Below are 24,898 nucleotides of genomic sequence, written 5' to 3' on the forward strand. Positions count from 1 at the left end.
CCTTTTGTCGGCAATGGTATTTCCATCCTGCAACCCTTTCGAGAAAGGAGGATCACGCTATGCAGTATTATTTCCGGCATCATCGCCAGCGTGGTCCAGTCAACGCCCTGCAAATGCGTTTGCAGGGCTGACCAGAGACGCTTTCACTCTCTTCCTGGTCTGCCCTTCGTGGCCGATGCGCCGCCGTCGGATGACTGCGCGCATTCCTCTCATTCCCGGGCCCGCAAGACGCAATCCGTGATGGCCTGACGCCACCGATTGCGCCTGCCCCCGGTCAGGACCAGAGAACGAACATGACCCTCATCAATATCCGCAATCTCGGCGTGACGCTCGCCAATCGGCTATTTTCCAACCTCAATCTCGTCGTCAATGCAGGCGACCGCATCGGTCTCGTCGCCGCCAACGGCCGCGGGAAATCCACCCTGCTTGCCTGCATCAACGGCGCGTTGGAGCCGAGCGCGGGCGAGATCACCAAGGCGCGCGGGCTGACGATCGGCCATGTCGCGCAGAATGCGCCGACCGCCCTTTTCGACACGCCGTTCCATGATGCGGTGCTGCAGGCGCTGCCGGCCGATCAGGCCGAAAGCGAGAGCTGGCGCGTCGATGTCGTGCTGGAATCGCTGGAGGTGCCGGAAGTCATGCGCAGCCGGCCGCTGAAGCAATTGAGCGGCGGCTGGCAGCGGCTGGCGATGCTTGCGCGCAGCTGGGTCAGCGAGCCCGACGTGCTGCTGCTCGACGAACCGACCAACCATCTCGACCTCGAAAAGATCGCGCAGCTGGAAAGCTGGCTGAATGCGCTGCCGCGCGAGGTGCCAGTCATCCTCTCCAGCCACGACCGCGCCTTTCTCGATGCGACGACGAACAGGACGCTGTTCCTGCGGCCGGAGCAATCGCCGGTCTTCGCGCTCCCCTATAGCAGAGCACGCGCCGCCCTCGACAAGATCGACGCTTCCGAGGCGCGGCGTTACGAGCGCGACATGAAGGCGGCCGAGCAATTACGCAAGCAGGCGGCCAAGCTCAACAATATTGGCATCAATTCCGGCAGCGACCTGCTGGTCGTCAAGACGAAGCAGCTGAAGCAGCGGGCGGAGAAGCTGGAGGACGCGGCAAAACCGGCCCATCTCGAGCGCTCGGCCGGCGCCATCCGGCTTTCCAACCGCGGCACGCATGCCAAGGTGCTGATGACGTTGGACGACGCGGCGGTGACGACGCCGGACGGGACGCTGCTGTTCAAGACCGGCCGCCAATTCATCTGCCAGGGAGACCGCATCGTGCTCCTCGGCCTCAACGGCGCCGGCAAATCACGGCTGGTGTCGATGCTGAAACAAGCGATCGACAGACCCGAGGCCGGGCAGAATGGAATCAAGGCGACGCCGTCGCTGGTTCTCGGCTATGGCGATCAGGCGCTGGCCGATCTTGCCAACAAGGATACGCCGATCGGCACGATCATCCGCCGCTTCGATGTCGGCGACCAGCGGGCGCGGGCACTGCTCGCCGGAGCCGGCATGACGATCGACATGCAGTCAAAGCCGATCGGCCAGCTTTCCGGCGGCCAGAAGGCGCGGCTCGGCATGCTGGTGCTCAGGCTGACGGAGCCGAATTTCTATCTGCTCGACGAGCCCACCAACCATCTCGATATCGAGGGACAGGAAGCGCTGGAAAACGAGCTGATGGCGCATGAAGCGAGTTGTCTGCTGGTCTCGCACGACCGCAGCTTCGTGCGGGCGGTTGGAAACCGCTTCTGGTTGATCGAGAAGAAGCGGCTGGTGGAGGTGGAGAGCCCGGAGGGTTTTTTTGCTTCTGTGGCAGTGTGACAAGCTTTTGAGGTCTGGCGTCCGTAGCCCAAAGCGTTTCAGGCGCAAGCCCCTCAGCCTAGCCTCTCTCCGTTCTGACGGGGAGAGGGGACGTGCCATAAGAGAGGTCGCGTGAAACGGAGAGCTTGCGGCATGTCCCTTCTCCCCGTCAGAACGGGGAGAAGGTGGCGGCAGCCGGATGAGGGGCACGCCGTCCGGCACAGCAGCTACCGCTTCGGCGCCACCAGGCAGAAGAAGGCGCCTTGGGGATCGGTGGCCTGGATGATCCAGCTGCCGCCGGGGACTTCCATCGGGCCGTTGACGACCTTGCCGCCGCCCGATGTGACGCGTTCGATCGCCGCGTCGATGGCGGGAACGATGAAATAGTAGCTCCAGCAGGGCATGGGCACGCTGTCGGGCTTGGTCATCATCCCACCGATCTGCCTGCCATCATGCGAGAAGAGGTAGTAGACGCCCATTGGCCCCATATCCATCTCGCTGTCCTTCGTCCAGCCGAACAGATTGGAATAGAAGGCCAGCGCGTCTTTGCCGTTGCCGGCGTAGAGCTCGTGCCAGCCGATGTTGCCGGGTGCGTCGGGGGCGAGTTCCGGCCACTCCTGTTCCATCGGCGCCGGCGTCATGATGCAAATGACGGCGCCATGCGGGTCGGCGACGACGGCGAAACGGCCTACGCTCGGGATGTCCTGGGGCGGCCGGCGCACCGCCCCGCCATTGGCGGCGAAATCCCTTGCCGTCTGGTCGACATCGTCGACGCCGACATAACCCGTCCAGTTCGGCGGGATGCCCTGACCTTCAAGCTCGGCCGGAAACTCCATCAGGCCGGCGACGCCGATGCCGTTCGCCTCGAAGATCGTATAGGTCGGCATGCCCTCCACCTGCATGTCCGAGGTGGTCCAGCCGACGACGGAACTGTAGAATTTCGCGGCGGCTGCGGTGTCTGATGTCATCAGCTCACACCAGATGAACTTTCCATGCGTCTTGGACATCACGTTCTCCCTCTTGTGACGCCACCCTTTCGCTGGGGGCGCCGTGATTGTCAGATTCTGCGGATGTAATGTGCTTCCATGAACTGCTTCCACGAACCGTCCTCCTGCTTGGCGCTGGAGGTGAAAGTGCGGTGATTGTCGTCGATGAAGGTGATCCGCTCGCGGTAATCGGCAAGGCCATCGCCGCTGAAGTCTGGTCCTGTCGTATAGAGGTCGAGAACATTGCCGGAGGCGTCGACCTCGCCCTCATAGACCCACATATAGTCCATCATGCTGCCGATCCAGCTGCCGACATATCTGCCCTTCTCGGCGTTGTAGCCGAGCGTCAGGATCGTGGTGGCCCGCTTGCCATTCGGCATGAGGCCGGTTCCTTCGGCGACGAACCAGATGCCGTGCAGCGAACGCACGGTCTCCGTCCAGTCGTTGCCGTCGGACATCTCGGGTGCGGTGACGCTCCAGTCGCCGACCAGTCTTTCCAAAAAAGAATGCTCCTTCAGCACTTCGGCCGTTTTCATCATCGCTTCTCCCTTCGGGTGACGATATTCCAAATGTTTGATGGCTCAGTGACAGCAGGACGAGGTCTTCGGAGCATCCTCATATTCGTCGTGGCGGCGCACGAAATTCATCGTGCTTTCCTCGTTGCGGCCCTTCGGCGCGCGGTCGAGGATCATCAGGGTGCCGATCAGTTCTTCCGGCCCGCGGGCATAGCTCGAATAGGTATGAAAGACCTCGCCCTTGTCGTTGCGGTAGAAGGCGCTGAGGCCGGGCAGCTCGTCATGAGCCTCAGCCGGCTCGATAGCAGTGAAATTGTAGAAGACTTTGTCTTTGGCAAGGTCCTCCGGACTGAAAGAGACGTGATAATCGAAATTGAAATCGCTGCCGAAGGATGAGACCCAGGGGAATTTCCAGCCCATGCGCTTTTTATAGGCGGCGATCTTCTCGAGCGGGGCACGGGAAACAGCGACCCAGGTGACGTCGTGATGGTTGAGATGCGGCAGAGCGCCATCGACGTGATCCGACAGGAAGGAGCAGCCGGGGCAGCCGGCCTGCCAGCCGGGACCGAGCATGAAATGATAGATCAAAAGCTGGCTGCGGCCATCGAAGAGATCGGCGAGCGACTTCTTTCCCTCGGGTGTTTCGAAGACGTAATCCTTGTCAACCTTCACCCAGGGAAGTGCCATGCGGGCGGCGTTGATGCTGTCGCGCAGCTTCGTCGCCTCCTTCTCCTTCAGCAGCAGGGCGCGGCGGGCCTCCAGCCATTCCTCGCGGGAAACTACTTCGTTCTGCATGAACTGCGCCCTCCTCCGGCGCCCGCCGGTGAAGCCGGCTCATCTCCTTCTCCTTGACTAATTGCATTGATATCAATAGAAATTGAGCATGTCAAATTCGATCGAGATCCCGTTTTCGACGACGCTGCTGGTGCGCGACACCTGCCTCTGCCTGCATGTGCAGCGGGCGGCACGCGCGCTTGCCCGGTTGTTCGATGATGCGTTGCGGCCGGCCGGTCTCACCAACGGGCAGTTTTCCCTGATGATGTCGCTGAACCGGCCGGAACCGCCCCCGATGGGGCCGGTCGCCGCCCTGCTCGCCATGGACCAGACGACGCTGACGGCGGCGCTGAAGCCCTTACAGCGCAGGGGCTGGGTGACGGTGGCGGAGAACCCGAAGGACAGGCGCGGCCGGCTGCTCAGCCTTACTGCGGAAGGCAAGGCGGTGCTGGCAACGGCGTTGCCGATCTGGGAAAGCACGCATGCGGCCCTCGACGACGGATTGCCGGGCGGCGGCGTTGGGCGGCTGCGGCAGGATCTGCAGGCGCTGTCCGGGGCGACGGTGGAAGCGCCGAAACCGGCTGAGGGGTCGCGCCGGCCGCGTCAAAGTGGACGGGCGACGGGCGATTAGAGTGACCTGCCCCTCATCCCGGCTGCCGGCACCTTCTCCCCGTTGTGACGGCGAGAAGGGATATGCCGCAAGCTCTCCGTTCCACGCCGATCTTCGCAGGGCACTCCCCTCTCCCCGTCAGAATGGGGAGAGGGTTGCAGTGAGGGGCAAATCGCAGGTCGCTGCGATCAGGCGACGGTGACCGGTACTTCGGTCGAGGTGCGCATGGCGTGGCTGTAGGGGCAGACGATGTGGGCCGCGGCGGCGAGCTTTTCGGCGGTCTCGCGGTCGAGGCCCGGGATATTGACCGTCAGGGCCACTTCGATGCCGAAGCCGGTGCCGTCTTCGCGCGGGCCGATGCCGACCTTGGCGGAGACGGTCGTGTCCTCGGGAATCTTGACCTTCTGCTGGCCTGCAACAAATTTCAAGGCACCGAGGAAGCAGGCGGAATAGCCGGCAGCAAAGAGCTGTTCGGGATTGGTGCCGGTCGCGCCGTCGCCGCCGAGTTCCTTTGGAACGGTCAGCGTCACGTCCAGAACGCCGTTTTCGGATACGGCGCGGCCGGCGCGGCCGCCGGTGGCAGAGGCTTTGGTCGTATAGAGAATAGGCATGACGATCTCCTTTGGTTGGCCCTTCGATCGGGTTGGAGTTTTACTATAGCACAATTAAATTGTACGCAAGTGAATTTTGCAAATTGCATTTCGCAAGTGGAAAGAGGACAATCGCAGCCTCGGGGATGACGGATATGAAAGCGCAAACGGCAAAGACCATGGAGATACCTGAGGAGGAGAAGCGGCTGGAAAAGCAGCTGTGCTTTGCGGTTTACGCGACGGCGCATGCTTTTACCCGCGCCTATAAACCGATCCTGGACAGGGTCGGCCTCACCTATCCGCAATATCTGGTGATGCTGGTGCTGTGGGAACGCAGCGCCCTACCGGTGAAGACGATCGGCGAGCAGTTGGACCTCGATTCCGGCACGCTGTCGCCGCTGTTGAAACGGCTGGAACAGAGCGGGCTGATCAAGCGCATCCGCGATCTGCGCGACGAGCGGCAGGTGATCGTGTCGCTGACGCTGAAGGGCGAAGCGATGAAGGGAGAGGTCGATACGATCATGACGGCGATCGGGAAAGCCGCCGGCTGCACGATCGAGGAAATGGCCGAGATGCGCGACATGCTGCATCGGCTGCGGGCCAATCTCGGCCGGGCCGGCGACGGCTGAAAGCCCCTGCCCCGCGCCGGTGTGACGTCTGCGGCGGGATCAGGACCGCCGGGTGGCGGTCTTCGCCGTCGAGCGGCGCTTTTTTGCAGGCGCAGGTGCGGCATCCGCGTCTTCGGCGGCCTGCTGCAGACGAAGCGCCCTCAGCTTCTCCGTCTTCTTGTCACGGGCCGATGCCTCGGCCGCAATAATGGCGCGCGCCGTGTGATCGGTCGCTTCGGCCTTGTCGCGAGACGAAAGCTTGGCGGGATTGAAGAATTCTCCCTTGGTGGCGGTCATGTGCCCCCTTTCTCAGGTGATGGCGGCGTTTGATCCTTGCATTTCGGATGCCAACATCATTTTACGGCCGGGACGTAATTCCACAAAGCCGAGATGTGGCGACCGGCCCGTAACACCAGGGCCGGCATGCCACGGCCGGATCAGCGAGCGCGGACAGCCTTCTTCGGCGCCGGCAGCAGGCCCTCGCGCTGCAGCTTCTTGCGGGCAAGCTTGCGCTGGCGGCGAACGGCCTCCCCCTTTTCGCGGGCACGCTTCTCCGACGGCTTCTCATAAGCGCTGCGCGCTTTCATTTCCCGAAAAAGCCCTTCACGCTGCATCTTTTTCTTAAGCACGCGCAACGCCTGATCGACATTGTTATCCCTAACGAGTACCTGCAAACGAATATCCTTCCTGTCGGCGGCGAGGCCGCTGTCATATGATAAAAAATGGCGGGCTACTTGCCCATGCGGATTCCCGAAAATTTCAGCCACGGCTCGGCGTCATCGGCTTTGGCAGCCGCCTCAAGTGACGCCGCCCGTGGCGATTCCCCGATGTCGATATCGTCATCGGTAATGCGGCGCTCGAAATTCTCGCCGGTGAACTGGACGCGATATTGCACGTGCCCGTGATCGTTGGGCAGGATGCTGGCGATCCGGCACCGCTTGTCTGCCTTTGCCGTGCGGGTCATGCCGGACTTCAGCACGATCATGTCGCCGACCTTGTAGCTTGGTCTGCTCATTCTGCGTCCCTCAACTCTTCGGCTGCTCAATTTCAAAACAAAAGGCCGGGCTTGAACCCGACCTCTTCCAGTCATTCAGCCACCAAGCTGCCTTTGATGGTCAGCGCGCTGCCAGTACATCCGTGGTCAGCGCGCCGCAATCTGTGGCCAGCCAAGGCGAACGACAATCATGCGGCCTGAAGGTTATCGGCCGAATTCTTGCCGGACCGCTTGTCGCGGACCAGGTCGTAGCGGACCTTCTGACCTTCGGTGAGTTCGCGCATGCCGGCACGTTCGACTGCCGAAATATGGACGAAAACGTCGGTGGAACCATCATCGGGCTGGATGAAGCCAAAACCCTTGGTGCCATTGAACCACTTGACGACGCCTGAATTCATAACGATCTCCTTTTCAACCGTTTGAGTGCGCCCGGGAACGATTCCGCGGGCAATATCGATGTTGAGACGAGATCTGACGAAGCGCTTTCAGCGCATGGACAAAGAGTCACAAGCAATATTCGATACGCCACATGTAGGGGGTTTGTCGAATTAAGCAATGGATTTTCGAAAATAAATTCCTCTACAGGCAGCGAATGAGAAAGCGTTTGCCGAAAAGATTGCCTTGGGCGGCCGGCTGGCGACCGCCCCGGCGGTATCACTGCCACACGACGATCGGCGCCTTTGTCGGAACGCGGTCGTAGAGATCGATGATATCCTGGTTCAACAGCCTGACGCAGCCCGAGGAGACGGCCTTGCCGATCGAGCGCCAGTCGGGATTGCCGTGCAGGCGGTAGAGCGTGTCCTCGCCGTTCGAGAAGATATAGAGGGCGCGTGCGCCGAGCGGGTTCTTCAGACCCGGCTCCATGCCGCCGTTCTCGATAGAATATTTGACCAGTTCCGGCTGCCGGGCAACCATCTCGTTCGGCGGCTTCCAACGCGGCCATCTCTGACGCCACTGAATGACGCCCGATCCCTGCCAGGCGAAGCCCTCGCGGCCGATGCCGACGCCGTAGCGCATCGCCATGCCGTCGGCCTGGACGAGATAGAGGAAGCGCGACGGCGTATCGACCACGATCGTGCCTGGCGGCTGGCCGGTGGGGTCGAGGACACGCTGGCGATAGTAGCGCGGATCGATTTCTTCATAGGGAACGGCGGGAATGAGGAAGCCGCCGTCCTCGACGGGTCCGTACATGACGGCAAGCTCCGGACCGCTCGGCACGCTCGACGCCCCCGGTGACTGGAACAGGCGCATCGGCGAGCGGTAGATGATCGACGTGTCGCCGGATGTCACGGTGTTGGCGGAGGAGGCGCAGCCGGCGAGCGCGGAAGCTGCCGTCAGAGCCGAAAGGGAAAGAAAGCTGCGGCGGGAAAGATGTCTATCGGAACTCATGACGCGGGACTGATTTCCTTTTGATGCGAGAATGCTGGAATAACGACATCAAGAAATCTATCGGCTTGCGCCAAATAAACCATAGCTTCACGCAGACGTGTTCCAGCCGGAGCCGACGATATGAAGAGCGCTGTTGCAGCGCTACATCACAACGATCTCGGCCTTGGCGGGAAGCCGGTCGTAGAGATCGACGACATCCTGGTTCAGCATGCGCACGCAGCCCGACGACGTTGCCTTGCCGATCGACTGCCAGTCCGGCGTGCCATGGATGCGGTAAAGGGTGTCCTGCCCGTCCTTGAAAATATACATGGCGCGCGCGCCGAGCGGGTTCTGAAGCCCGGGATTCATGCCGCCATTTTCCGCGGAGAAGGCGCGAACTTCCGGCTGGCGCGAGACCATTTCGACCGGCGGCGTCCAGCGCGGCCATTTCTGCTTCCACTGGATGACGCCGCGGCCCGTCCAGGCGTAGCCATCGCGACCGAGGCCGACACCGTAGCGCATCGCCTTGCCGTTAGCCTCGATCAAATAGAGGAAACGCGCCTTGGTATCGACGAGGACAGTGCCGGGGCGCTCGGTCGTCTGGTAGTCGACCTCCTGGCGCAGGAACTGCGGCTGCACACGGCTGATCGGGATCGCCGGCAGGGTGAAATCCTCGGCGCGCTGCTCGCCATACATTGCCATATGCACGGGATTGGTGAGCGGCAGGCCGTAAGTCTGGTGGAACTGGGTCTTGTAGAGTTCGCGCGTCTGGGGCACCGGCTGATCGGGGATCGGCCGCACCCGGCGCGGATCGACGCCCGGCGGCTGGTAGAAGACCGGCGAGGTTTCCTGAACGAAGCGGGCCGGCGAATCGGCAGCGACATCGGGGATCAGAATGTTGCAGCCGCCGAGCGGCGCGACAGCAATCATAAGCCCGGCAATCGGGAAAACCCGGCGCAGAAAATTCATGGGACCACCCTAATCAACGATCGGCGAGACGGCGATATCTGGCGCGACGATGGCATTCGCGGCTGGTGCGAGGCTGGCGTTCGTCGCGATACAGGACAATGCTGTTTCGCCGACGGCAGAGCTTACGCCGCCACCCCGTGGAAGAAGCGGATGCTCTGTTCGATCTCGGCTGGCAGCGCCGAGGTGTGGTTGCCGGCCACGGTGTCGGTTTCGATATGGACGCCGGCGGCGCGGGCGCGGCGGGCGAGCAGATCGGCGCGGTCGTTGAAATGAGCCTCTTCCGTGCCGTGGACCACCCGGACCGGGCATTTGAAGCTGTGGGCGTAACAGAGCGCCGAGCGTACCTCGAATTCATGCGCATTGCTGTCGTCGAAGCGGATGTCCTGGGGATAGCGGCTGAAGAAACGGAAGGCGTTGGGATTGCCGGATATCGGCGCGGCGGCGCGGAATTTTTGGGTGCTCATCGCCGTCAGCATGGTGAGCGTGCCGCCGATGCTATGGCCGGCGATGAACAGGCGGCCGGGATCGACACCCGGCAGATGCGCCAGGCGCTCGGCGGCGGCAAGCACGTCGTCGACCTCATCGTAGAAGCCGGAGAAATTGCCCCTCTGGCCGTTTTCGCCGCGCAGCGACGGCATCATCACGACATAGCCGGCGTCGACATAAGGCTTCATCAGCTGCCAGTGGCCGGCCCCCATGGCGTTACCGCCATGCAGGAACAGCACGGCCGGCATGGGCTTGCGCTCGCGCTTGTATCTGGAGACCCAGGCCGCCAGTTCCAGTTCGCCGCCATAGCCGGAACGATAGAATATCTTCTCGGCGTCGGCAGGCGCGGTCAGCGGTTCGTATTTGTCCGGCGCCGGCCCCTTCTGCAGGAGCTTCGTGCGGAACCGCCGGCGGACCGTGGCATAGTCGTACTTGGCAAGGCGCGGCTCGTCCGGCACATCGAAAGCGGCCGCCATGCGCGGCAGGATGAGCGCGCCGGCAAGCCCCGCCAGCACGGCGCGGCGTTGGCGGAAAAAGGAATTTTGTTCATACGAGCTCATGGCGCAGCACCCAAATCATTTCCCCCGGCACGCGAGATTTGCATCGGAAAACCGGTGCCGCCAATACACATGATGTTGAAAATATTGTCCTGCGTCATTGTTGCGCAGGAGCGCAAAGCTCAGCCAGGCTTTGCGTCGATCATCGCGATCAGCGTGCGCAGCCGGTCGGCCTCGTAGGAGGGTTTGTCGGGGCGAAGGCGGGCGATGCGGGGGAAGCGCATGGCGACCCCCGATTTGTGCCGCGTCGAGCGGTTGATGCCTTCGAAGGCCACCTCGACGACGAAGCCGAAATCCCTGTCGGCCCGCACGGCCCGTACCGGGCCGAAACGTTCGGTGGTGTTGTTGCGCACGAACTTGTCGAGCAGCTCGAGCTCGGCATCGGTGAAACCGAAATAGGCCTTTCCCACGGGCACAAGCTGTTCGCCGTCCTCGTCATCGGCCCAGACGCCGAAGGTGAAATCGGAATAGTAGCTGGAGCGCTTGCCGTGGCCGCGCTGCGCATACATCAGCACCGCATCGACATTATAAGGATTGCGCTTCCACTTGAACCAGGGGCCCTTCATGCGGCCCGCCTGGTAGATGCTGTCGCGCCGCTTGATCATCACGCCCTCGATCACCGGATCGGGCGGCGCGGCACGCAGAGCGTCGAGCTCCTCCCATGAGGAGAAAGGCACGAGTGGCGAGAGGTCGAACCGGTCATGGGGGGCGCGCTCGATAATCTCGGCCAGATGCGCGCGGCGGTCGACATAGGCGCGGCCGCGAATATCCTCGTCGCCGGCAAAGAGCAGGTCGTAGGCACGGATAAAGGCGGGGTAGTCGTCGAGCATCTTCGCCGTCACCGTCTTGCGGTTCAGGCGCTGCTGCAGGTCGGAGAAGGTGCGCGTCGGACTGTTGGAGCGGGCAGTGCCGCCGACCAGCAGCTCGCCGTCGACAACGCCGGAAAAATTGATCGCGTCGAGAACATCCGGAAAGGCGCCCGATATGTCGTCGCCCGAGCGCGAATAGATCTTGCGCCTGTCGCCGGAGCGCGACAGCTGGACGCGGATGCCGTCCCATTTCCACTCGGCGGCATAATCGGCCGGCTCGAGACTCGCCAAGTCCCCCTCCTCGACCGCATTGGCGAGCATGACGGAATGGAAGATCGCCGGTGTCGCCAGCGCCGGTTTCTCGCCGCCGCCCGCCAACCACTGAAACAGCGTCTCGTAAGGCGGCTGCAGGCCGTGCCAGAGGGTCTCGATCTCGGTGACGTCCTTGCCGCCGAGATCGGCCAACGCCTGCTTCGCAAGACGGGCGGAAACGCCGATGCGCAGCGCGCCGGTCGCAAGCTTGATGAAGGCGAACCGGCCTGACGAATCCAGCCGGTCAAGCAGATCTCGGACATAGCCGCGCACTTCGGTGCGGCCGAGGCCGTTCATGCGGGTGACGACCTCACCCAGGCGCGGCTGAGCCAGGGCCGAGCGGTCGATATCCCGCTCATTGTCCCAGACGAGCGAGATGGTCTCGGCGAGATCGCCGACATAATCATAGGAATAATGGAACAGCACCTCGTCAATGCGCTCCAGCACCAGGTCGCGCAGCATCGCCGGCTTGACGTTGCGCACCTCCAGCGTGCCGGCGATCGCCGCAAGGCCGTAGCCGCGGTCCGGATCGGGGGTGTCGCGGAAATAATCGGTCAGCAGCTTCAGTTTGCCGTTACGGCTGGGGGTCAGAACCAGGCGATCGAGGAGGTCGGCGAAGGCTTTCATGAGGCCCTCCTTCTGGCATGACGAAGCTCCACAGGAACTCCCTCATTCCCGTGCTCGTCACAGGAATCCAGCGCGCCAAAGTCCTTGGGCGCGGGAGACTCTTCAGGGTCGCAAGAGTTACTCCCCGCGCCGACGCGCGGTGGCTGGATTCCTGTGACGAGCACGCGAATGAGGGAGTGTGAGGCAGACGTCGCCGCCACATCCAGAGTGGCGGTAGAGGCAACAGGGTCGGCTGTAGACAGGTTTAGGGCCAATACGCAGCTCATCTCAATCCGCCTCATCCTCATAGCCCACCAGATGCAGCGGCTTCGCCTTGATGCCCTGCAACTGGCACCAGCGCACCAGGGCCTCCTCGCGGCCATGCGTCACCCAGACCTCGGCCGGGTGCAGCTCCCGGATGGTTTCGGTCAGTTCCGGCCAGTCGCAATGGTCGGAGATGACGAGCGGCAGTTCGACGCCGAGCTGTTTGGCGCGCTGACGCACCATCATCCAACCGGAGGCGAAGGCCGGCAGCGGCTCGTTAAAGCGGCGCGCCCAGCGGTCGGCAAAGGCCGATGACGGGCCGATGACGACGGCGCCCTTGAAGGCGGACTTGTCTCGGCTCTCGATCGTGGCGGGTTGCAGCTCGCCGAGATCGACGCCTTGGCCAACGTAATAGTCGCAGAGCTTTTCCATGGCGCCGTGGATATAGATCGGCTCGGCATAACCGGCGTCGCGCAGCAGCCGGATGACGCGCTGGGCCTTGCCGAGCGCATAGGCACCGACCAGATGGGTACGCTCGGGAAATTGGCGGAGCGAAGCCAGCAGCTTGCCGGTCTCATCCATCGGATCGGGATGATGGAAGACCGGCAGGCCGAAGGTCGCCTCGGTGATGAAGACATCGCAGGCGACCGGCACATAAGGGGCGCAGGTCGGATCGGGGCGGCGCTTGTAATCGCCGGAGACGACGATGCGCGTGCCGTCCTTCTCGATAGCGATCTGCGCGGAGCCAAGCACATGGCCGGCGGGATGAAAGCTCACCTTGACGCCGTTGACCAGCAGTTCCTCGTTAAAACCGACTGCCTGCTCACTGGCACAGAAGCCCTCGCCATAACGCAGGCGCATGATGTCGAGCGTCTGACGGGTGGCAAGCACGTTCACATGGCCGGGCCGGGCGTGATCGGAATGGCCGTGGGTGACGAGCGCCCGCTCGACCGGCCGCACCGGATCGACATAGAATCCGCCTTCCGGGCAATAGAGCCCTTCCGGGGCGGGATAAAGCAGCGCATCAGCTCTCATGGACCAAAAGATAGCGGGAAATGGGCGCGGGGCCAGAGGAGGCGATCGTCATCATCTGATCCCGTCGAGAAAGGATAAAATCGCGGCGTTGAACTCCGCCGGCCGCTGCAGCGGCGCGAAATGGCTGACGCCGGGCAGGTAGATCATCTGAGCGTCCGGAATGCTTGCGGCAAGATATTCGGCATGCTCGGCTTTTATGAATTCGTCATTTTGACCGAGCACGATCGCGACCGGAACGCCGATGCGGCCGAGGTCCTCCGCCCCATAATTCGGCTCGGTGCGCATCATCAGGCTGACCGCCTCGACGAAGGAATTGAAATCGTCCGGCGTGGCGGACAATGCCGCATAGTCCTTGGCGTGGCGGCTGAAGCATCGGTCGATGACCGGAGTCGGAACGAATTCCAGCGTGCCGCTCGGATCCATGTTGCAGGCGAAGAAAAAGACGCCCTCGACACGCGACGGCGCCGTCATGGCGAGGATCAGCGCGACGCAGGCGCCGTCGCTCCAGCCGACGAATGCCGCCGTCTCCAGCCGCAGTTCGTCCATCACCGCAAGCACGTCAGCGGCCATCAGCTCATAGCTGTAGGGGCGGGTATCGCGAGTGCTTCGACCATGGCCGCGGCTGTCGATCAGCACGACGCGGCGGCCGCTGGCGAGCAGCGCCGGGACCTGGTAGCCCCAGTTGCCGCTATGGCCTAGGCCGCCATGCAGCAGAATGACGGCAGGGCCTGTGCCGTAGCTCGCATACCAGATGCGGGCGCCGGCGCGCCCGACATGGCCTTCGACAGAAGCCGGCGGCAACGGCGCGGCCCCCTGCGCTTCGAAATGGATGAGTTCGTCGTCCTGTCGTTCCATCGCGATGCCAATCCTTTCCGGCGAATAACCCCGCGCATAGAAAAGCCGGAAAACAGCCCAAGAACAACCAGAATCGCTTTCTAGCTGCTTCCTCTATCGATGCAATCAGGAGGAGCGGAAAGATGGGCAGGAAGCTTTTCCATTGCGCGGCGGCCATCGCGCTCGCAGCCGCCGGCATCTATCTCAACAATACCAGCCTCATTGCCGAGCATCGGCCGGGAAAGCCGGTGCTGCTCGCCCATCGCGGCATCGCCCAGCGGTTCGACGAGACCGATCTGAAGAACGACACCTGCACGGCAAGCCGCATGCTGCCGCCGAAACACGACTATCTGGAAAACACCATCCCCTCGATTCAGGCGGGCTTCGCAGCCGGGGCCGATATCGTCGAGATCGACGTGCATCCGACGACGGACGGCGAATTCGCCGTCTTTCACGACTGGATGCTCGACTGCCGCACCGATGGGCACGGCGTGACGCGCGAGCATTCGATGGCGGAGATGAGGAGGCTCGACATCGGCTACGGCTATACGGCCGATGGCGGCAGGAGCTTTCCTTTTCGCGGCCGGGGTATCGGCATGATGCCGACGCTGGCGCAAGTGCTTTCGACCTTTCCGGATCGGCGCTTCCTCATCAACATCAAAAGCCGCGATCCGTCCGAGGCGGAAAAGCTCGCAGCCGTGCTGAACGGACTAACGGCCGCTCGGCGGGCCGGCATCATCGTCTATGGCGGCGATGAGCCGATCGACGTGCTCGGCCGGCTCGCGCCAGATATCAGAACTGCATCGCGCAAGAGCCTGAAAGGCTGCCTTTTCGGCTATATCGGCTATGGCTGGACCGGCCTCCTGCCTGATGCCTGCAAACATCGGATGATGCTGGTGCCGATCAACATCGCGCCCTGGCTCTGGGGCTGGCCGGACCGCTTTCTCAACCGGATGGACGATGCCGGCACTGAGGTTTTCGTGCTCGGGCCCTATCGCGGCGGCGATTTTTCCACCGGCATCGACGATGCCGCGCAACTGGCGCGGCTGCCGCATAACTATGCGGCAGGCCTATGGACGAATGAGATCGAGGCAATCGGCAAGCTGATGGAATGAGGCGGAGCCGCCCTGCGCCTCAGAACTCCTCCCAATCGCCGCCGGCGACGGCGGCATTGCCACGGAAGGCCGCGCTCACCTTCGCGGCCATTGCCCGCGGCGCCGATGCGACCGGTCTGGAAGCGGCGGTCGCCACGGCGGGGCGGTGCTGGCGTGCGGCGGGACCGCCGATGTTGAACTGTGCCAGCAGTTGAAATAGTGCGTCCGCCTCCTTGGCGAGGCTGTGGGCGGCAGCCGTCGATTCCTCGACCATGGCCGCATTCTGCTGCGTGCCTTGGTCCATGGTGTTAACCGCGGTGTTGATTTCCTTCAGTCCCGTCGCCTGCTCCTTGGAACTTTCGACGATCGCGAGAACATTGCCGTTGACCTGCTGAACCTGTGCGACGATCTCTTCGAGCGCCCTGCCGGTTTCGCCGACCAGGGTCACCCCGCTCTTCACATGCTCGTTGGAGGCGCTGATGAGCTCCTTGATCTCTTTCGCCGCTTTGGCCGATCTCTGAGCAAGCTCGCGAACTTCCTGCGCGACCACCGCAAAACCCTTGCCGGCATCGCCCGCGCGCGCCGCCTCGACGCCCGCGTTCAGCGCCAACAGGTTGGTCTGGAAGGCGATTTCGTCGATTACGCCGATGATATTGCCGATCTCCGCCGATGATGTCTCGATCTTGCCCATCGCATCGACGGCGCTGCGGACCACCGCGCCGGAACGCTCGGCATTCTCGCGCGTCCTTCTCACCAGTTGGCCGGCCTCCTGAGCGCGGTTGCTGGAATCGGAGACCGTTGTGGTGATCTCTTCCAGGGCGGCGGCGGTTTCCTCGACGGAGGCCGCCTGCTGTTCCGTGCGCTTCGACAAATCGTCCGAGGCGGAGCGAACTTGCTGAGCTCCGGCGGCGATGCCGGTTGCGTTTTCGGCCACGGCCTGCATCGCTGCGCGCAGCTTGCCGACAGCGGCATTGAAGTCGGTTCGGAGTTTTTCCAGGGTCGGAATGAACGGGGTTGCGACTTCCTGGGTTAAATCGCCGCCGGAGAGCGCCATCAAGGATGCCGCCAACTGATCGACATTATTGACGCGGGCAGTGACGTCGGTCGCGAACTTGACGACCTTGAACACCTTACCGTTCATGTCGAAGATCGGGTTGTAGGACGCCTGGATATAGACCTTTCTGCCGCCCTTGCCGATGCGCAGAAACTCATCCGCCACGAATTCGCCACCTGACAGGCGCGCCCAGAACCGCCGGTAATCGTCACTGTTGACGTAAGCGCTGTCGCAAAACATCGAATGATGGCGCCCCTGGATCTCGGCAAGCTGATAACCGAGCGCCGACAGGAAATTCTCGTTGGCCGTCAAGATCTCGCCCTTCGGCGTGAATTCGATCACCGCCTGGGCGCGCGACAGCGCGCTTATCTTGCCGGCATCCTCGGCGCTTTGCAGCTTCTGCCTGGTGATATCGGTCGCGAATTTCACCACTTTGTAGGGCTTGCCGCCACTGAAGACCGGATTATAGGAGGCTTCGATCCAGATTTCCTTGCCGCCCTTGCCGATCCGCTTGTATTGGCGCTGGTCGAACTCGCCTCTGCCGAGCTTCGCCCAGAATTCGCGATAGCCGGCCGACGAGGCTTCCGCGGGTTCGACGAACATCCGGTGATGCTGGCCAACAATCTCAGACAGTTGATAACCGAGGGCAGCACAGAAATTGGCATTGGCCGTGAGAATCTTGCCGGTAAGGTCGAATTCGATGATGGCCTGCGACCTGCTCATCGCCGCCAGTACGGCCTTGGCATCCGAACCGAAGCCGAATCCTATTGTCTTCATGCTCTTCCCCCTTGCTCACATCGAGCGAATGACTGCCGCCACCCATCACGGATTTGCGCTGGACGGGCACCCCTGAAATAAAATCCGATATATTCTTTAAGCTTCCTTTAACCGAGACGTTGCGAAACCGGATGGCCAATGGTCGAGCCGTACGGACAAATAAGAAAACAGAATCATTGGCTTGAAACACGATTTCCGCGTCGGAAGCTGATTTTCTGGGAAGTTGGCGAACGCGAAGCCACTGATTTTTTCGCCTCGGCCGCTTCGAATAGTTCGAAGATCCGTAAACTCTTTGTTAAGCAACGGCCGTCCGTCTGTTGCCGGCAGCTAAGGGCCTTTCCGTTTTTTCTCGGCAGATGCATATTCCACCGTGCTTGGAGCATGCAGAATCAACTTCCGGTACGAGCGGATAAGTGGACACCTCAGCCGCCAGGCGCCGCGAAAGCGATCGGAGAAAGACATGCCGCTCGAGGGCGAGTTCAACCGAATTGAAGAAGTCGCTGCAGGCTTCAACACGCATTACGAAGTCTTCAAATATATGAAGCGTCTTACCCAGGACCTGGGCATGACGGCTTTCCTGATCATGACGCTCCCTACGGTCGACGTCGTCGAAATAGGCGCGACAAAGATCATCACCAACTGGCCGGCGGAGATGGTCGACTATTACGACGCCCATAACCTGTTGGTCGACAGTCCGGTCATCCGGCGGATGCTGAGGTCGACCAGCCCCTTCAACTATGATGTCGAGGCGATCAATACCGATCGCGGAGCAGCCAAGAAGTCCACCGTCATCGAGTTGTTCAGGCGCTACGGCATGGAAAAGGGCGCCTATTTTCCCGTGCACGATGCCGCGGCTGGACGCGGCGCCCTTTCGATTTCGGGACCCCGGAATTTCAGCATGGTGGAAATGGCCAAGATCCTGTTTATCGCCACGTTGATTTATGATCGGCTGTCACAGCTGACACTGAACGAGAAACACAAGCCGGTTGCCTTTACGCGGAGCGAGCTGGACTGCCTGAGGCTAACGGCCGGAGGCAGGAAGAGCAGCGAGATCGCGAAGCTTCTCGATCTCTCGGAAAACGCGGTCAACAATCAGATCGGCAGCGTGATCAGGAAGCTGGGATGCACGACGAGAACGCAGGCAGTGGTCAGCGCTCTGCGTCTCAACATCATTCGGGTCTAAGCGAGCGATCCGTTCGCGACGAGCAAGCTGAGGAAAAGTTCAGAGAAGCTGCGCCTGCAGCAATGCCGGAATCTCCTCCGGCGAGACGGGCTTCGAGAAGCGGTAGCCCTGCGCCTCCTCGCAATGCGCCTGGCGCAGGAAAGCCATCTGGGCATCGGTCTCGACGCCTTCTGCGAGAACCGACAGCTTCAGCGTCTGCGCCAGCGAAATGACGGCCGAGGCGATGGCGACGGCTGTTTTGTCGCCCGGCAGGGCCTCGACCAGCGAACGGTCCATCTTCAGCCGGTCGAAGGGGAAGGTCTTCAGTGCCGCAAGGCTGGAATAGCCGGAACCGAAATCGTCGATCGACAGGCGTACGCCGAGCGCCCTCAGCTGCTCCATCATGGCGAGCGCCCGCTCGGCATCCTGCATCACCACGCTTTCGGTGACCTCGAGCTCCAGCCAGCGGGATTGCAGGTGGTTGCGCTCCAGCGCCTCGGCGACATGGCTTGCAAAATCCGGATCGGCGAACTGCTTGGCCGATACATTGACGGCGATCGTCAGCGGCCAGGCCCATATCCTGCCAGCTGCGCGCCTGGCGGCACGCCTCGTTCAGCACCCAGAGGCCGAGTGGAACGATGAGGCCGGTCTCTTCGGCGAGCGGAATGAAATTGAAGGGCGGCACCCTACCCTTTGCCGGATGGTTCCAGCGGACCAGCGCCTCAATGCCGGTGATACGGCCGCTGGCGACATCCACCTGCGGCTGATATTCCAGGAACAGCTGATCGCCGGTGATCGCCTGGTGAAGCTCGTCCTGCTCGCCGCGTGGCATGCCCACCCCGCTGCTGTCGCCATCATGGTGCTGCAGCGTGTTGCGGCCGAACTGCTTGGCGCGGTACATGGCGCGGTCGGCATTGGCAAGAAGCTCTTCCGAGGTGACGCCGTCGACGGGAAAGGCGGCGACGCCGATGCTCGAAGTGATGGCGATGTCACCGCTCTCGCCGCGCATCGGGCGAGTGATCGCCTTCTGCAGGTCGCGAAGGCGGCGGGTGATGCCGGCATCATGACTCGACTGGTGGACGAGCACCACGAGGAATTCGTCGCCGCCGAGCCGCACCACCATATCCGAGGCGCGGATGCTGTTGGCCATGCGGGTGGCGATCTCCTTCAGCACCTCGTCGCCGGCGGCATGGCCGCGGCCGTCGTTGACGTCCTTGAAATTATCGAGATCGATATAGGCGACAGTGACCTTGCGATTGTTGCGCCGTGCCTGGTCGAGGATGCCGGCCAGCCTTTCCTTCAGGAAGGCGCGGTTCGGCAGGCCGGTGAGATCATCATGATGCGCCATGAAATGGATGCGGTCGTCGACGCGCTTGCGTTCGATGGCGATGCCGGCGATATGGGTGGCGAGCGCCACCAGCCTCGTTTCATGCTCCGTCGGACGGCGTACCTCCATGGAATAGAGCGCGAAGGTGCCGAGCACGTTATTCTCAGAGGTAGCGATCGGCGTCGACCAGCAGGAGCGAAAGCCGAAAGGGGCAACCAGCGCGCGGAAATCCTCCCACAGCGGATCGCTCAGGACGTCCTCGACGATAACGGGCTGGCCACGCCAGGCGGCGGTGCCGCAGGAGCCGACCTTGGGGCCAATCGTGACACCGTCGATGAGCCGGCTGTAGCCTCCGGGAAGATTGGGAGCCGCACCGTGATAGAGCCTGGTGCCCTCGCCATCGAGCAGGAGAACCGAGCCGTCGATCCCCGTCAGCTGGGCTTCGATCATCAGCACCAGCGCCTCGAGGATCATCGGCAGCGGTTCATTGCGGGCGATCATCTCGAGCAGTTTCGCCTGGCCGCGATGGAGCTCCTCCTGCAGCTTGCGTTCGGTGATATCGCGGGAAACGCCGATCAGGCCGACGACCTCGCCGCGATCGTTGCGCAGCGGTATCTTCGAGGTCAGCCGGCATATCGGCTTGACGGCGCCGGGAAGGACGACCGTTTCCTCCATGTCGATGCGGGCTTCGCCGGTCGCCATGATCTGCTGCTCGATATCGAAATGGCGGCGCGCCGCCTCGAAATCGAACAGGTCGAAATCACGCTTGCCGGCAATCTCTTCGGCGCTGAGGCCGAGGCTGGCCGCCGTGACAGCGTTGGCGAAGACAAAGCGGCTGTCACGGTCCTTGACGTAGAGGAAGTCCGGAAGCTCGTGGATAATCGCCTTCAGGCGCAGGTTCTCAACGCCTTCCGCGAGGTGATAGGCGGTCGATGCCATCATCGCCTCGCTCGCGGCAACGAAACGCCGTGTTTCGGCCGTCAGGGCATCGACGGATTCCCGTCGCCTGGCACTCGGTTCGTGCATGACGCCATTCTCCCCAGTGGCTGAAGGCCTATCCCGCAACATCCATTTATTTTCCCTTCAAAGTAGTCCGCATTCCCTTCGGGTTGCTTAAATGAAAGGGTGAACAACACCCCAATATAAGCGGCGAGATCCTGCAATCGGCCTCCGCCGCAACAAGAATTTTGAACGGCTGTGAAGGGCCTGTGCCAAAAGAAGACAGGCGGGTTGGCACGTTTTCTGCTACGGGCGCGTCATGACAGGAGAGCCCGGAATGCCCTTTCGCCGCGACATGCTTCTCTTTCTCGCCGCCTCCGCATTTGCGGGAGGGACATCGCGCGCGCTTGCCTCACCGCTGACGGCTGCCAGCCAGCCCGATCTGCGCGGCGCGATCGACGCAGTGGAATATCGCGCCGCTCCCGAAAGCGGCGACCGCAAGACCCGCAACCTGGAGCAGATGATCAGGCAGGCGGCGGCCGAGAACGTGCCGGTCTTCCTGCCGCCCGGCACCTATAAGATCTCCAACCTCACCCTGCCCGACAATACGCGCATATCAGGCGTGCCCGGCGCCTCGCGGATCGTCTATACCGGCGACGGCCATCTGTTTGCGGCCGAGAACATCAGGCGCATCGAGCTTTCCAATCTCGTCATCGACGGCGGCAACCGCTGGCTCGGCGATTACGCCGGCGGGCTCCTGCAATTTACCGGCGTCGACGAGGTGCTGATCGACAATTGCGAGATCGGCGGCAGCCGCAAACACGGCCTGCAACTGGAGCGCTGCGGCGGTCGGATCGAACGCAGCCGCATTTCGGGCGCCGCCCAATCAGGGCTCTACGCCGTCGATTCCGCCAATCTGTCGATCACGGGCAATACGGTCTCGAATTGCGGCAATGGCGGCATCCTCGTGCATCGCTGGAAGAAGGCGGAGGACGGCACGGTCGTTTCCGGCAACCGGATTTTCAACATCCGCGCCAACGACGGCGGCACCGGCCAGAACGGCAACGGCATCAATGTCTTTCGCGCCGACGGGGTGATGGTGGTGAACAACCAGATTTCCGACTGCGCCTTTACCGCCATCCGCGCCAATTCGGCCTCGAATATCCAGATCAGCAGCAACCAGTGCCGGCGCTCCGGCGAGACGGCAATCTATGTCGAATTCGCCTTCGAAGGCGCCGTCGTCTCCGCCAATATGGTTGACGGCGCGGCAAACGGCATCTCGATCGCCAATTTCGACGAGGGCGGACGGCTCGCGAGCGTCACCGGCAATGTCGTGCGCAACCTGACGCTGAAAGGCCCCTACAAGCACGAGGTCGGCTTCGGCATCGGCATTGCGGCGGAAGCCGATACGCTGGTGTCCGGCAATGTGATCGAGGGCGCGCCACGCTGGGGCCTGCAGATTGGATGGGGGCCTTATCTCAGAAATGTCGTCGTCAGCGGCAATGTGGTGCGCAAGGCGCCTGTGGGATGCGCCGTCTCGGTCGCCGAGGGGGCAGGCACGGCCGTCATCACCGACAACATCTTCCAGGAGGTTGGCGAAGGGGCGATCCTCGGTTTTGAGTGGGACAGACAAGTCTCCGCTGAAATGGCGGGCGGCGGCGCACCCTATGCGCAGTTGACCGTTGAGCGAAACCGCGTGTCCTGACACGCGGCTCCGCCTTTGCTCAGTGCGTCTGATAGGTGCCGGTGACGGTCGCTTCCGCCAATGCGTGTTTCCTTGCCTCCGCCCACATCGCGCTGATACCGGCGGCATCCGGCGTAGAAAGCTTCGGCACGTCGAGGGCCGCGAGGCGGAAGATGTAGTGATGCGGGCGATCGCCTGCCGGCGGCTGCGGGCCATCGTAACGGGCATTGCCAAAATCGTTCTTGTAGAAGCGCGGCGCCTGCTCCGGCGCCGTATCGACGCTTTCGGCCAGGGCTCTCCACTCAGCGGGAATATTGGCAATGCCGCAATGGCGGAACGTGCCATGCGGAGCATCCGGATCCTCAACCACCAGAGCAAAGCTCCTGGTCTCCTCGGGGGCGCCGCTCCAGGTAAGGGGCGGAAAGAGGTTCTCGCCGGCGCGCGCATATTTCTTCGGGATCGGCTGATCCTGGGCAAAAGCCTTGCTGATCAATGTCAAAGTCATGACATTCTCCTTTCTAAGGGGCTCCTTGATGTTCGGGGCTCCGTCATCGTCAGGGACGACCGCTTCCCTTTTTATGCTCGCTCTCCTGATTGCGGCCGCGCGTCATGGCCCGGTCGTCGTTGCGGAGGTCCGGATCGGCCTTCAGATCATTGCCTTTGCGATAGGCTTCCTTCGCCTGCTCATTGCGTTGCAGATCCGCCCCGGCGTCGAAATCCTCGCCGGCATTTGCGGTCTTCTCGCGTTTCTCGATGACACGAAGCTGTTGTTCATGCGTCTTCTTGCCCGTCATGAGTTCCTCCTTTGCCTGGCCCGCGCTGCGCACGCGGCTCATCGCTTTTCGGCGCCGCGAGGGCGCCAATCTCAGGGTCCAACCCGCCGGCTCTCTCATTGTTCCCAATTGTGCTCGATCCGGTCGGGAAGGTCCCGGCCGCATCAAAAGCTTTCATCGTCCCATCAGCGGTGAGGACTTTTCCGAGGGTGATCCGGCGTCTACGGTTCCTGCGACACAGCGAGGGAATATCGTCATGCTGACAATCTATGGGGTCTATCGATCGCGCGCTTCGCGCGTCTACTGGATTGCGGAGGAGCTCGGGCTCGAATTCCGCTCCGTGCCCGTGCTGCAGGCCAGGCGGCTTGCCGACCCGCTCGCCGAAGAGGCGCCGCTCAACACGCATTCGCCCGAGTTCACCGCCCTCAACCCGATGGCGCAGATCCCCAGCATTCGCGACGGCGACCTCATCATGCACGAGTCGCTGGCGATCAATCTCTACCTCGCGCGCAAGCATGGCGGGCAGCTTTCCGGCCAAACCGTCGAGGAGGACGGATTGCTGACGATGTGGACGATCTGGGCGGCCTCGCAGGTCGAGCCGCATTCGGTGCGGATCGTCCTGACCTATGATAACGGGCTTGAGAACAGCGACGACGGCAAGCAGACGATCGCCGCCGCCTGCTACGGGCTGCGCCGGCCGCTTGCGGCGCTCGAAGGTCACCTCGCTGGCGGGCAGTGGATCGTCGGCGATCGCTTCACCGTCGCCGATCTCAACATCGCCGAGGTGTTGCGTTATGCCCAGAGCGAGGCGGATCTTTTCGACGCGCATCCGAACATCAAGGCCTGGATCGAACGCTGCCAGTCCCGCCCGGCCTACAAGGCGATGCAGGCGGCCCGCAGCAAGGAGCCGATCGAGGTTTAACGCTACCGAAAAAGCGCCAGCGTGCCGGCCATTTCCTCGCGGATCCAGGCCTTGAAATCCTTGACCTTCTTCGGCTCGCGTGTGCCTTCAGCCGTCACGAAATAATGGCCGAAGCCGGTTTTCGCGCGAATGCCGAACGGCGCTGCCAGCCGGCCTTCGGCCAGCGCAAAGGCGGCAAGCGTCTGCCAGGCGAGCATGACGCCCTGGCCAGCGATCGCCGCGTCGAGGCAGAGCGAGGCGTCGTTGAAGACGTGGCGCGTCGCAAGCGTCGCGCCCGACAGTCCGGCCTCGCTCATCCAGACTTCCCAGCTGAACATGGCCGGGCCATCGATAATGGCAGGCAAAGCGAGGATGTCGGCAGGCTGTTTCAGGTTGGCCGCCATCTCGGGCGAACAAACAGGAAAGACCTCCTGCTCCAGCAGCAACTCGGCCTTCACATCGGGCCATTTGCCGGCGCCGACGCGGATGCCGATGTCGACGTCTGAGATCGCGGGATTGACGAGATTGGTCGTCGCATCCAGCCGCAGCTTGATGTCGGGGTAACCTTTGGCGAAGCGATGAAGCCGATGGACGAGCCAGCGGGCGGCGAAAACCGGCGCCACCGAGATGGTCAGGATCGTATCGTCCTTGCGGCTTGCGATCGAGACTGCCGCCGAAAGGCGGGCAAAGCCCTCGTCGAGCGCTGTGAGCACCGGACGGGCGGCTTCGGTGGCGATCATGCCCCGGGCGGTGCGCTCGAAGATCACTTGCCCCAATTGCGCCTCGGCCTTGATCACCTGCTGGCTGACCGCGCCGACCGAAACGCCGAGCTCGTCGGCGGCCGCCTGCAGCGAGCCAAGACGACCGACGGCCTCCAGTGCCCTGAGGCCGTTGAGATGGACGCTATTCAGGTTCTTCATATAGTTTTCCTATAACGCCGCCGCGGTAATCTCAATTGAAAAAGCACCGGTGCAGGCAGACATTATAAGCATAGAGGATCCCACTCGACCGGCGACGACGCGGTGAGAGGGAGAGGGTTATTTGGCACCAGCGGCCGGGTGGTCACCTTTCCGCGTC

At 62.4% G+C, this 24,898-nt stretch carries 25 protein-coding genes and 1 pseudogene; 7 read left to right on the plus strand and 19 right to left on the minus strand.

The features are described 5' to 3' along the window. The first annotated feature begins 293 nt into the window (after window positions 1-293). A complete protein-coding gene (locus J7U39_RS13645; protein WP_210628669.1) occupies window positions 294-1,814 on the plus strand; it encodes an ABC-F family ATP-binding cassette domain-containing protein in 1,521 nt (506 codons plus the stop codon). Window positions 1,815-2,020: 206 nt separating this feature from the next. On the opposite strand, the gene J7U39_RS13650 is transcribed toward J7U39_RS13645, so the two are convergent. The 3 genes from J7U39_RS13650 to J7U39_RS13660 are packed head-to-tail and all read right to left on the minus strand — an operon-like array spanning window position 2,021 to window position 4,089. Further along, window positions 2,021-2,800 carry a VOC family protein gene (locus J7U39_RS13650; RefSeq protein WP_210628670.1) on the minus strand — a complete coding sequence of 260 codons (780 nt, stop codon included), beginning with the start codon at window positions 2,798-2,800 and terminating at the stop codon, window positions 2,021-2,023. Between the two features lie 50 nt (window positions 2,801-2,850). Next, on the minus strand, window positions 2,851-3,318 hold the full coding sequence (locus tag J7U39_RS13655; RefSeq protein WP_210628671.1) for a DUF1579 domain-containing protein: 468 nt from the start codon (window positions 3,316-3,318) through the stop codon (window positions 2,851-2,853). Window positions 3,319-3,360: 42 nt separating this feature from the next. Beyond that, a complete protein-coding gene (locus J7U39_RS13660; protein WP_210628672.1) occupies window positions 3,361-4,089 on the minus strand; it encodes a thioredoxin family protein in 729 nt (242 codons plus the stop codon). 88 nt (window positions 4,090-4,177) lie between these two features. Between J7U39_RS13660 and J7U39_RS13665 the strand changes: the two genes are divergently transcribed. Further along, complete coding sequence (locus J7U39_RS13665) at window positions 4,178-4,699, plus strand: MarR family winged helix-turn-helix transcriptional regulator (RefSeq protein WP_210628673.1); 522 nt, start codon at window positions 4,178-4,180, stop codon at window positions 4,697-4,699. A 167-nt stretch (window positions 4,700-4,866) separates the two neighbouring features. Here J7U39_RS13665 and J7U39_RS13670 read toward each other — a convergent pair whose 3' ends face one another. Further along, window positions 4,867-5,289, minus strand: coding sequence for an organic hydroperoxide resistance protein (locus tag J7U39_RS13670; protein WP_003580247.1), 423 nt, complete (start codon window positions 5,287-5,289; stop codon window positions 4,867-4,869). Between the two features lie 125 nt (window positions 5,290-5,414). On the opposite strand from J7U39_RS13670, the gene J7U39_RS13675 reads away from it, so the two are divergent. Beyond that, the gene (locus tag J7U39_RS13675; protein ID WP_210628674.1) at window positions 5,415-5,897 is read left to right on the plus strand and encodes a MarR family transcriptional regulator; all 483 of its coding nucleotides are present in this window, start codon (window positions 5,415-5,417) and stop codon (window positions 5,895-5,897) included. Between the two features lie 39 nt (window positions 5,898-5,936). On the opposite strand, the gene J7U39_RS13680 is transcribed toward J7U39_RS13675, so the two are convergent. The 10 genes from J7U39_RS13680 to J7U39_RS13725 all read right to left on the minus strand — a co-directional run bounded on the left by J7U39_RS13680 (window position 5,937) and on the right by J7U39_RS13725 (window position 14,131). Next, on the minus strand, window positions 5,937-6,173 hold the full coding sequence (locus tag J7U39_RS13680; protein WP_210628675.1) for a hypothetical protein: 237 nt from the start codon (window positions 6,171-6,173) through the stop codon (window positions 5,937-5,939). Window positions 6,174-6,313: 140 nt separating this feature from the next. After that, window positions 6,314-6,550, minus strand: coding sequence for a 30S ribosomal protein S21 (gene rpsU / locus J7U39_RS13685; RefSeq protein WP_011424510.1), 237 nt, complete (start codon window positions 6,548-6,550; stop codon window positions 6,314-6,316). 56 nt (window positions 6,551-6,606) lie between these two features. After that, on the minus strand, window positions 6,607-6,891 hold the full coding sequence (locus J7U39_RS13690) for a cold-shock protein (RefSeq protein WP_210628676.1): 285 nt from the start codon (window positions 6,889-6,891) through the stop codon (window positions 6,607-6,609). A gap of 167 nt (window positions 6,892-7,058) precedes the next feature. Then, the gene (locus J7U39_RS13695; protein ID WP_011424508.1) at window positions 7,059-7,268 is read right to left on the minus strand and encodes a cold-shock protein; all 210 of its coding nucleotides are present in this window, start codon (window positions 7,266-7,268) and stop codon (window positions 7,059-7,061) included. Window positions 7,269-7,524: 256 nt separating this feature from the next. Continuing rightward, a complete protein-coding gene (locus J7U39_RS13700; RefSeq protein ID WP_210628677.1) occupies window positions 7,525-8,259 on the minus strand; it encodes a L,D-transpeptidase in 735 nt (244 codons plus the stop codon). Between the two features lie 141 nt (window positions 8,260-8,400). Continuing rightward, complete coding sequence (locus tag J7U39_RS13705) at window positions 8,401-9,207, minus strand: L,D-transpeptidase (protein WP_210628678.1); 807 nt, start codon at window positions 9,205-9,207, stop codon at window positions 8,401-8,403. 122 nt (window positions 9,208-9,329) lie between these two features. Further along, complete coding sequence (locus tag J7U39_RS13710) at window positions 9,330-10,253, minus strand: alpha/beta fold hydrolase (protein WP_210628679.1); 924 nt, start codon at window positions 10,251-10,253, stop codon at window positions 9,330-9,332. A 119-nt stretch (window positions 10,254-10,372) separates the two neighbouring features. Further along, window positions 10,373-11,998: a cisplatin damage response ATP-dependent DNA ligase gene (locus tag J7U39_RS13715; protein WP_210628680.1), complete on the minus strand. Its 1,626-nt coding sequence runs from the start codon at window positions 11,996-11,998 to the stop codon at window positions 10,373-10,375. A 267-nt stretch (window positions 11,999-12,265) separates the two neighbouring features. Then, window positions 12,266-13,276 (minus strand): ligase-associated DNA damage response exonuclease, encoded by a 1,011-nt coding sequence (locus tag J7U39_RS13720; RefSeq protein ID WP_210628681.1) that lies wholly within the window; start codon window positions 13,274-13,276, stop codon window positions 12,266-12,268. 51 nt (window positions 13,277-13,327) lie between these two features. Next, the gene (locus J7U39_RS13725) at window positions 13,328-14,131 is read right to left on the minus strand and encodes an alpha/beta hydrolase (protein WP_210628682.1); all 804 of its coding nucleotides are present in this window, start codon (window positions 14,129-14,131) and stop codon (window positions 13,328-13,330) included. A 122-nt stretch (window positions 14,132-14,253) separates the two neighbouring features. Here J7U39_RS13725 and J7U39_RS13730 point away from each other — a divergent pair, with 122 nt between their 5' ends. Further along, window positions 14,254-15,225: a glycerophosphodiester phosphodiesterase family protein gene (locus tag J7U39_RS13730; protein ID WP_210628683.1), complete on the plus strand. Its 972-nt coding sequence runs from the start codon at window positions 14,254-14,256 to the stop codon at window positions 15,223-15,225. 19 nt (window positions 15,226-15,244) lie between these two features. On the opposite strand, the gene J7U39_RS13735 is transcribed toward J7U39_RS13730, so the two are convergent. Beyond that, window positions 15,245-17,035, minus strand: coding sequence for a PAS domain-containing methyl-accepting chemotaxis protein (locus tag J7U39_RS13735; RefSeq protein ID WP_210628684.1), 1,791 nt, complete (start codon window positions 17,033-17,035; stop codon window positions 15,245-15,247). Window positions 17,036-17,495: 460 nt separating this feature from the next. On the opposite strand from J7U39_RS13735, the gene J7U39_RS13740 reads away from it, so the two are divergent. Next, window positions 17,496-18,218 (plus strand): LuxR family transcriptional regulator, encoded by a 723-nt coding sequence (locus J7U39_RS13740; RefSeq protein ID WP_210628685.1) that lies wholly within the window; start codon window positions 17,496-17,498, stop codon window positions 18,216-18,218. A gap of 39 nt (window positions 18,219-18,257) precedes the next feature. Here the strand turns inward: J7U39_RS13740 and J7U39_RS13745 are convergent. Then, window positions 18,258-20,550, minus strand: a pseudogene (locus tag J7U39_RS13745) (EAL domain-containing protein). A 250-nt stretch (window positions 20,551-20,800) separates the two neighbouring features. Between J7U39_RS13745 and J7U39_RS13750 the strand changes: the two are divergent. Beyond that, window positions 20,801-22,168: a TIGR03808 family TAT-translocated repetitive protein gene (locus J7U39_RS13750; protein ID WP_210628686.1), complete on the plus strand. Its 1,368-nt coding sequence runs from the start codon at window positions 20,801-20,803 to the stop codon at window positions 22,166-22,168. 19 nt (window positions 22,169-22,187) lie between these two features. On the opposite strand, the gene J7U39_RS13755 is transcribed toward J7U39_RS13750, so the two are convergent. Together J7U39_RS13755 and J7U39_RS13760 are read right to left on the minus strand one after the other, a co-directional pair. Beyond that, entirely contained in the window at window positions 22,188-22,652 is a 465-nt protein-coding gene (locus J7U39_RS13755; protein WP_210628687.1) for a YbhB/YbcL family Raf kinase inhibitor-like protein, read from the minus strand. Between the two features lie 49 nt (window positions 22,653-22,701). Then, entirely contained in the window at window positions 22,702-22,941 is a 240-nt protein-coding gene (locus tag J7U39_RS13760; protein WP_210628688.1) for a hypothetical protein, read from the minus strand. A 235-nt stretch (window positions 22,942-23,176) separates the two neighbouring features. On the opposite strand from J7U39_RS13760, the gene J7U39_RS13765 reads away from it, so the two are divergent. Continuing rightward, window positions 23,177-23,842, plus strand: a complete 666-nt coding sequence (locus J7U39_RS13765) for a glutathione S-transferase family protein (protein ID WP_210628689.1) — start codon at window positions 23,177-23,179, stop codon at window positions 23,840-23,842. A 2-nt stretch (window positions 23,843-23,844) separates the two neighbouring features. Here J7U39_RS13765 and J7U39_RS13770 read toward each other — a convergent pair whose 3' ends face one another. Further along, entirely contained in the window at window positions 23,845-24,741 is an 897-nt protein-coding gene (locus tag J7U39_RS13770; RefSeq protein ID WP_210628690.1) for a LysR substrate-binding domain-containing protein, read from the minus strand. Between the last annotated feature and the right edge of the window lie 157 nt (window positions 24,742-24,898).

The organism is Rhizobium sp. NLR16a (assembly GCF_017948245.1).
In the GTDB taxonomy this organism is placed as follows: domain Bacteria; phylum Pseudomonadota; class Alphaproteobacteria; order Rhizobiales; family Rhizobiaceae; genus Rhizobium.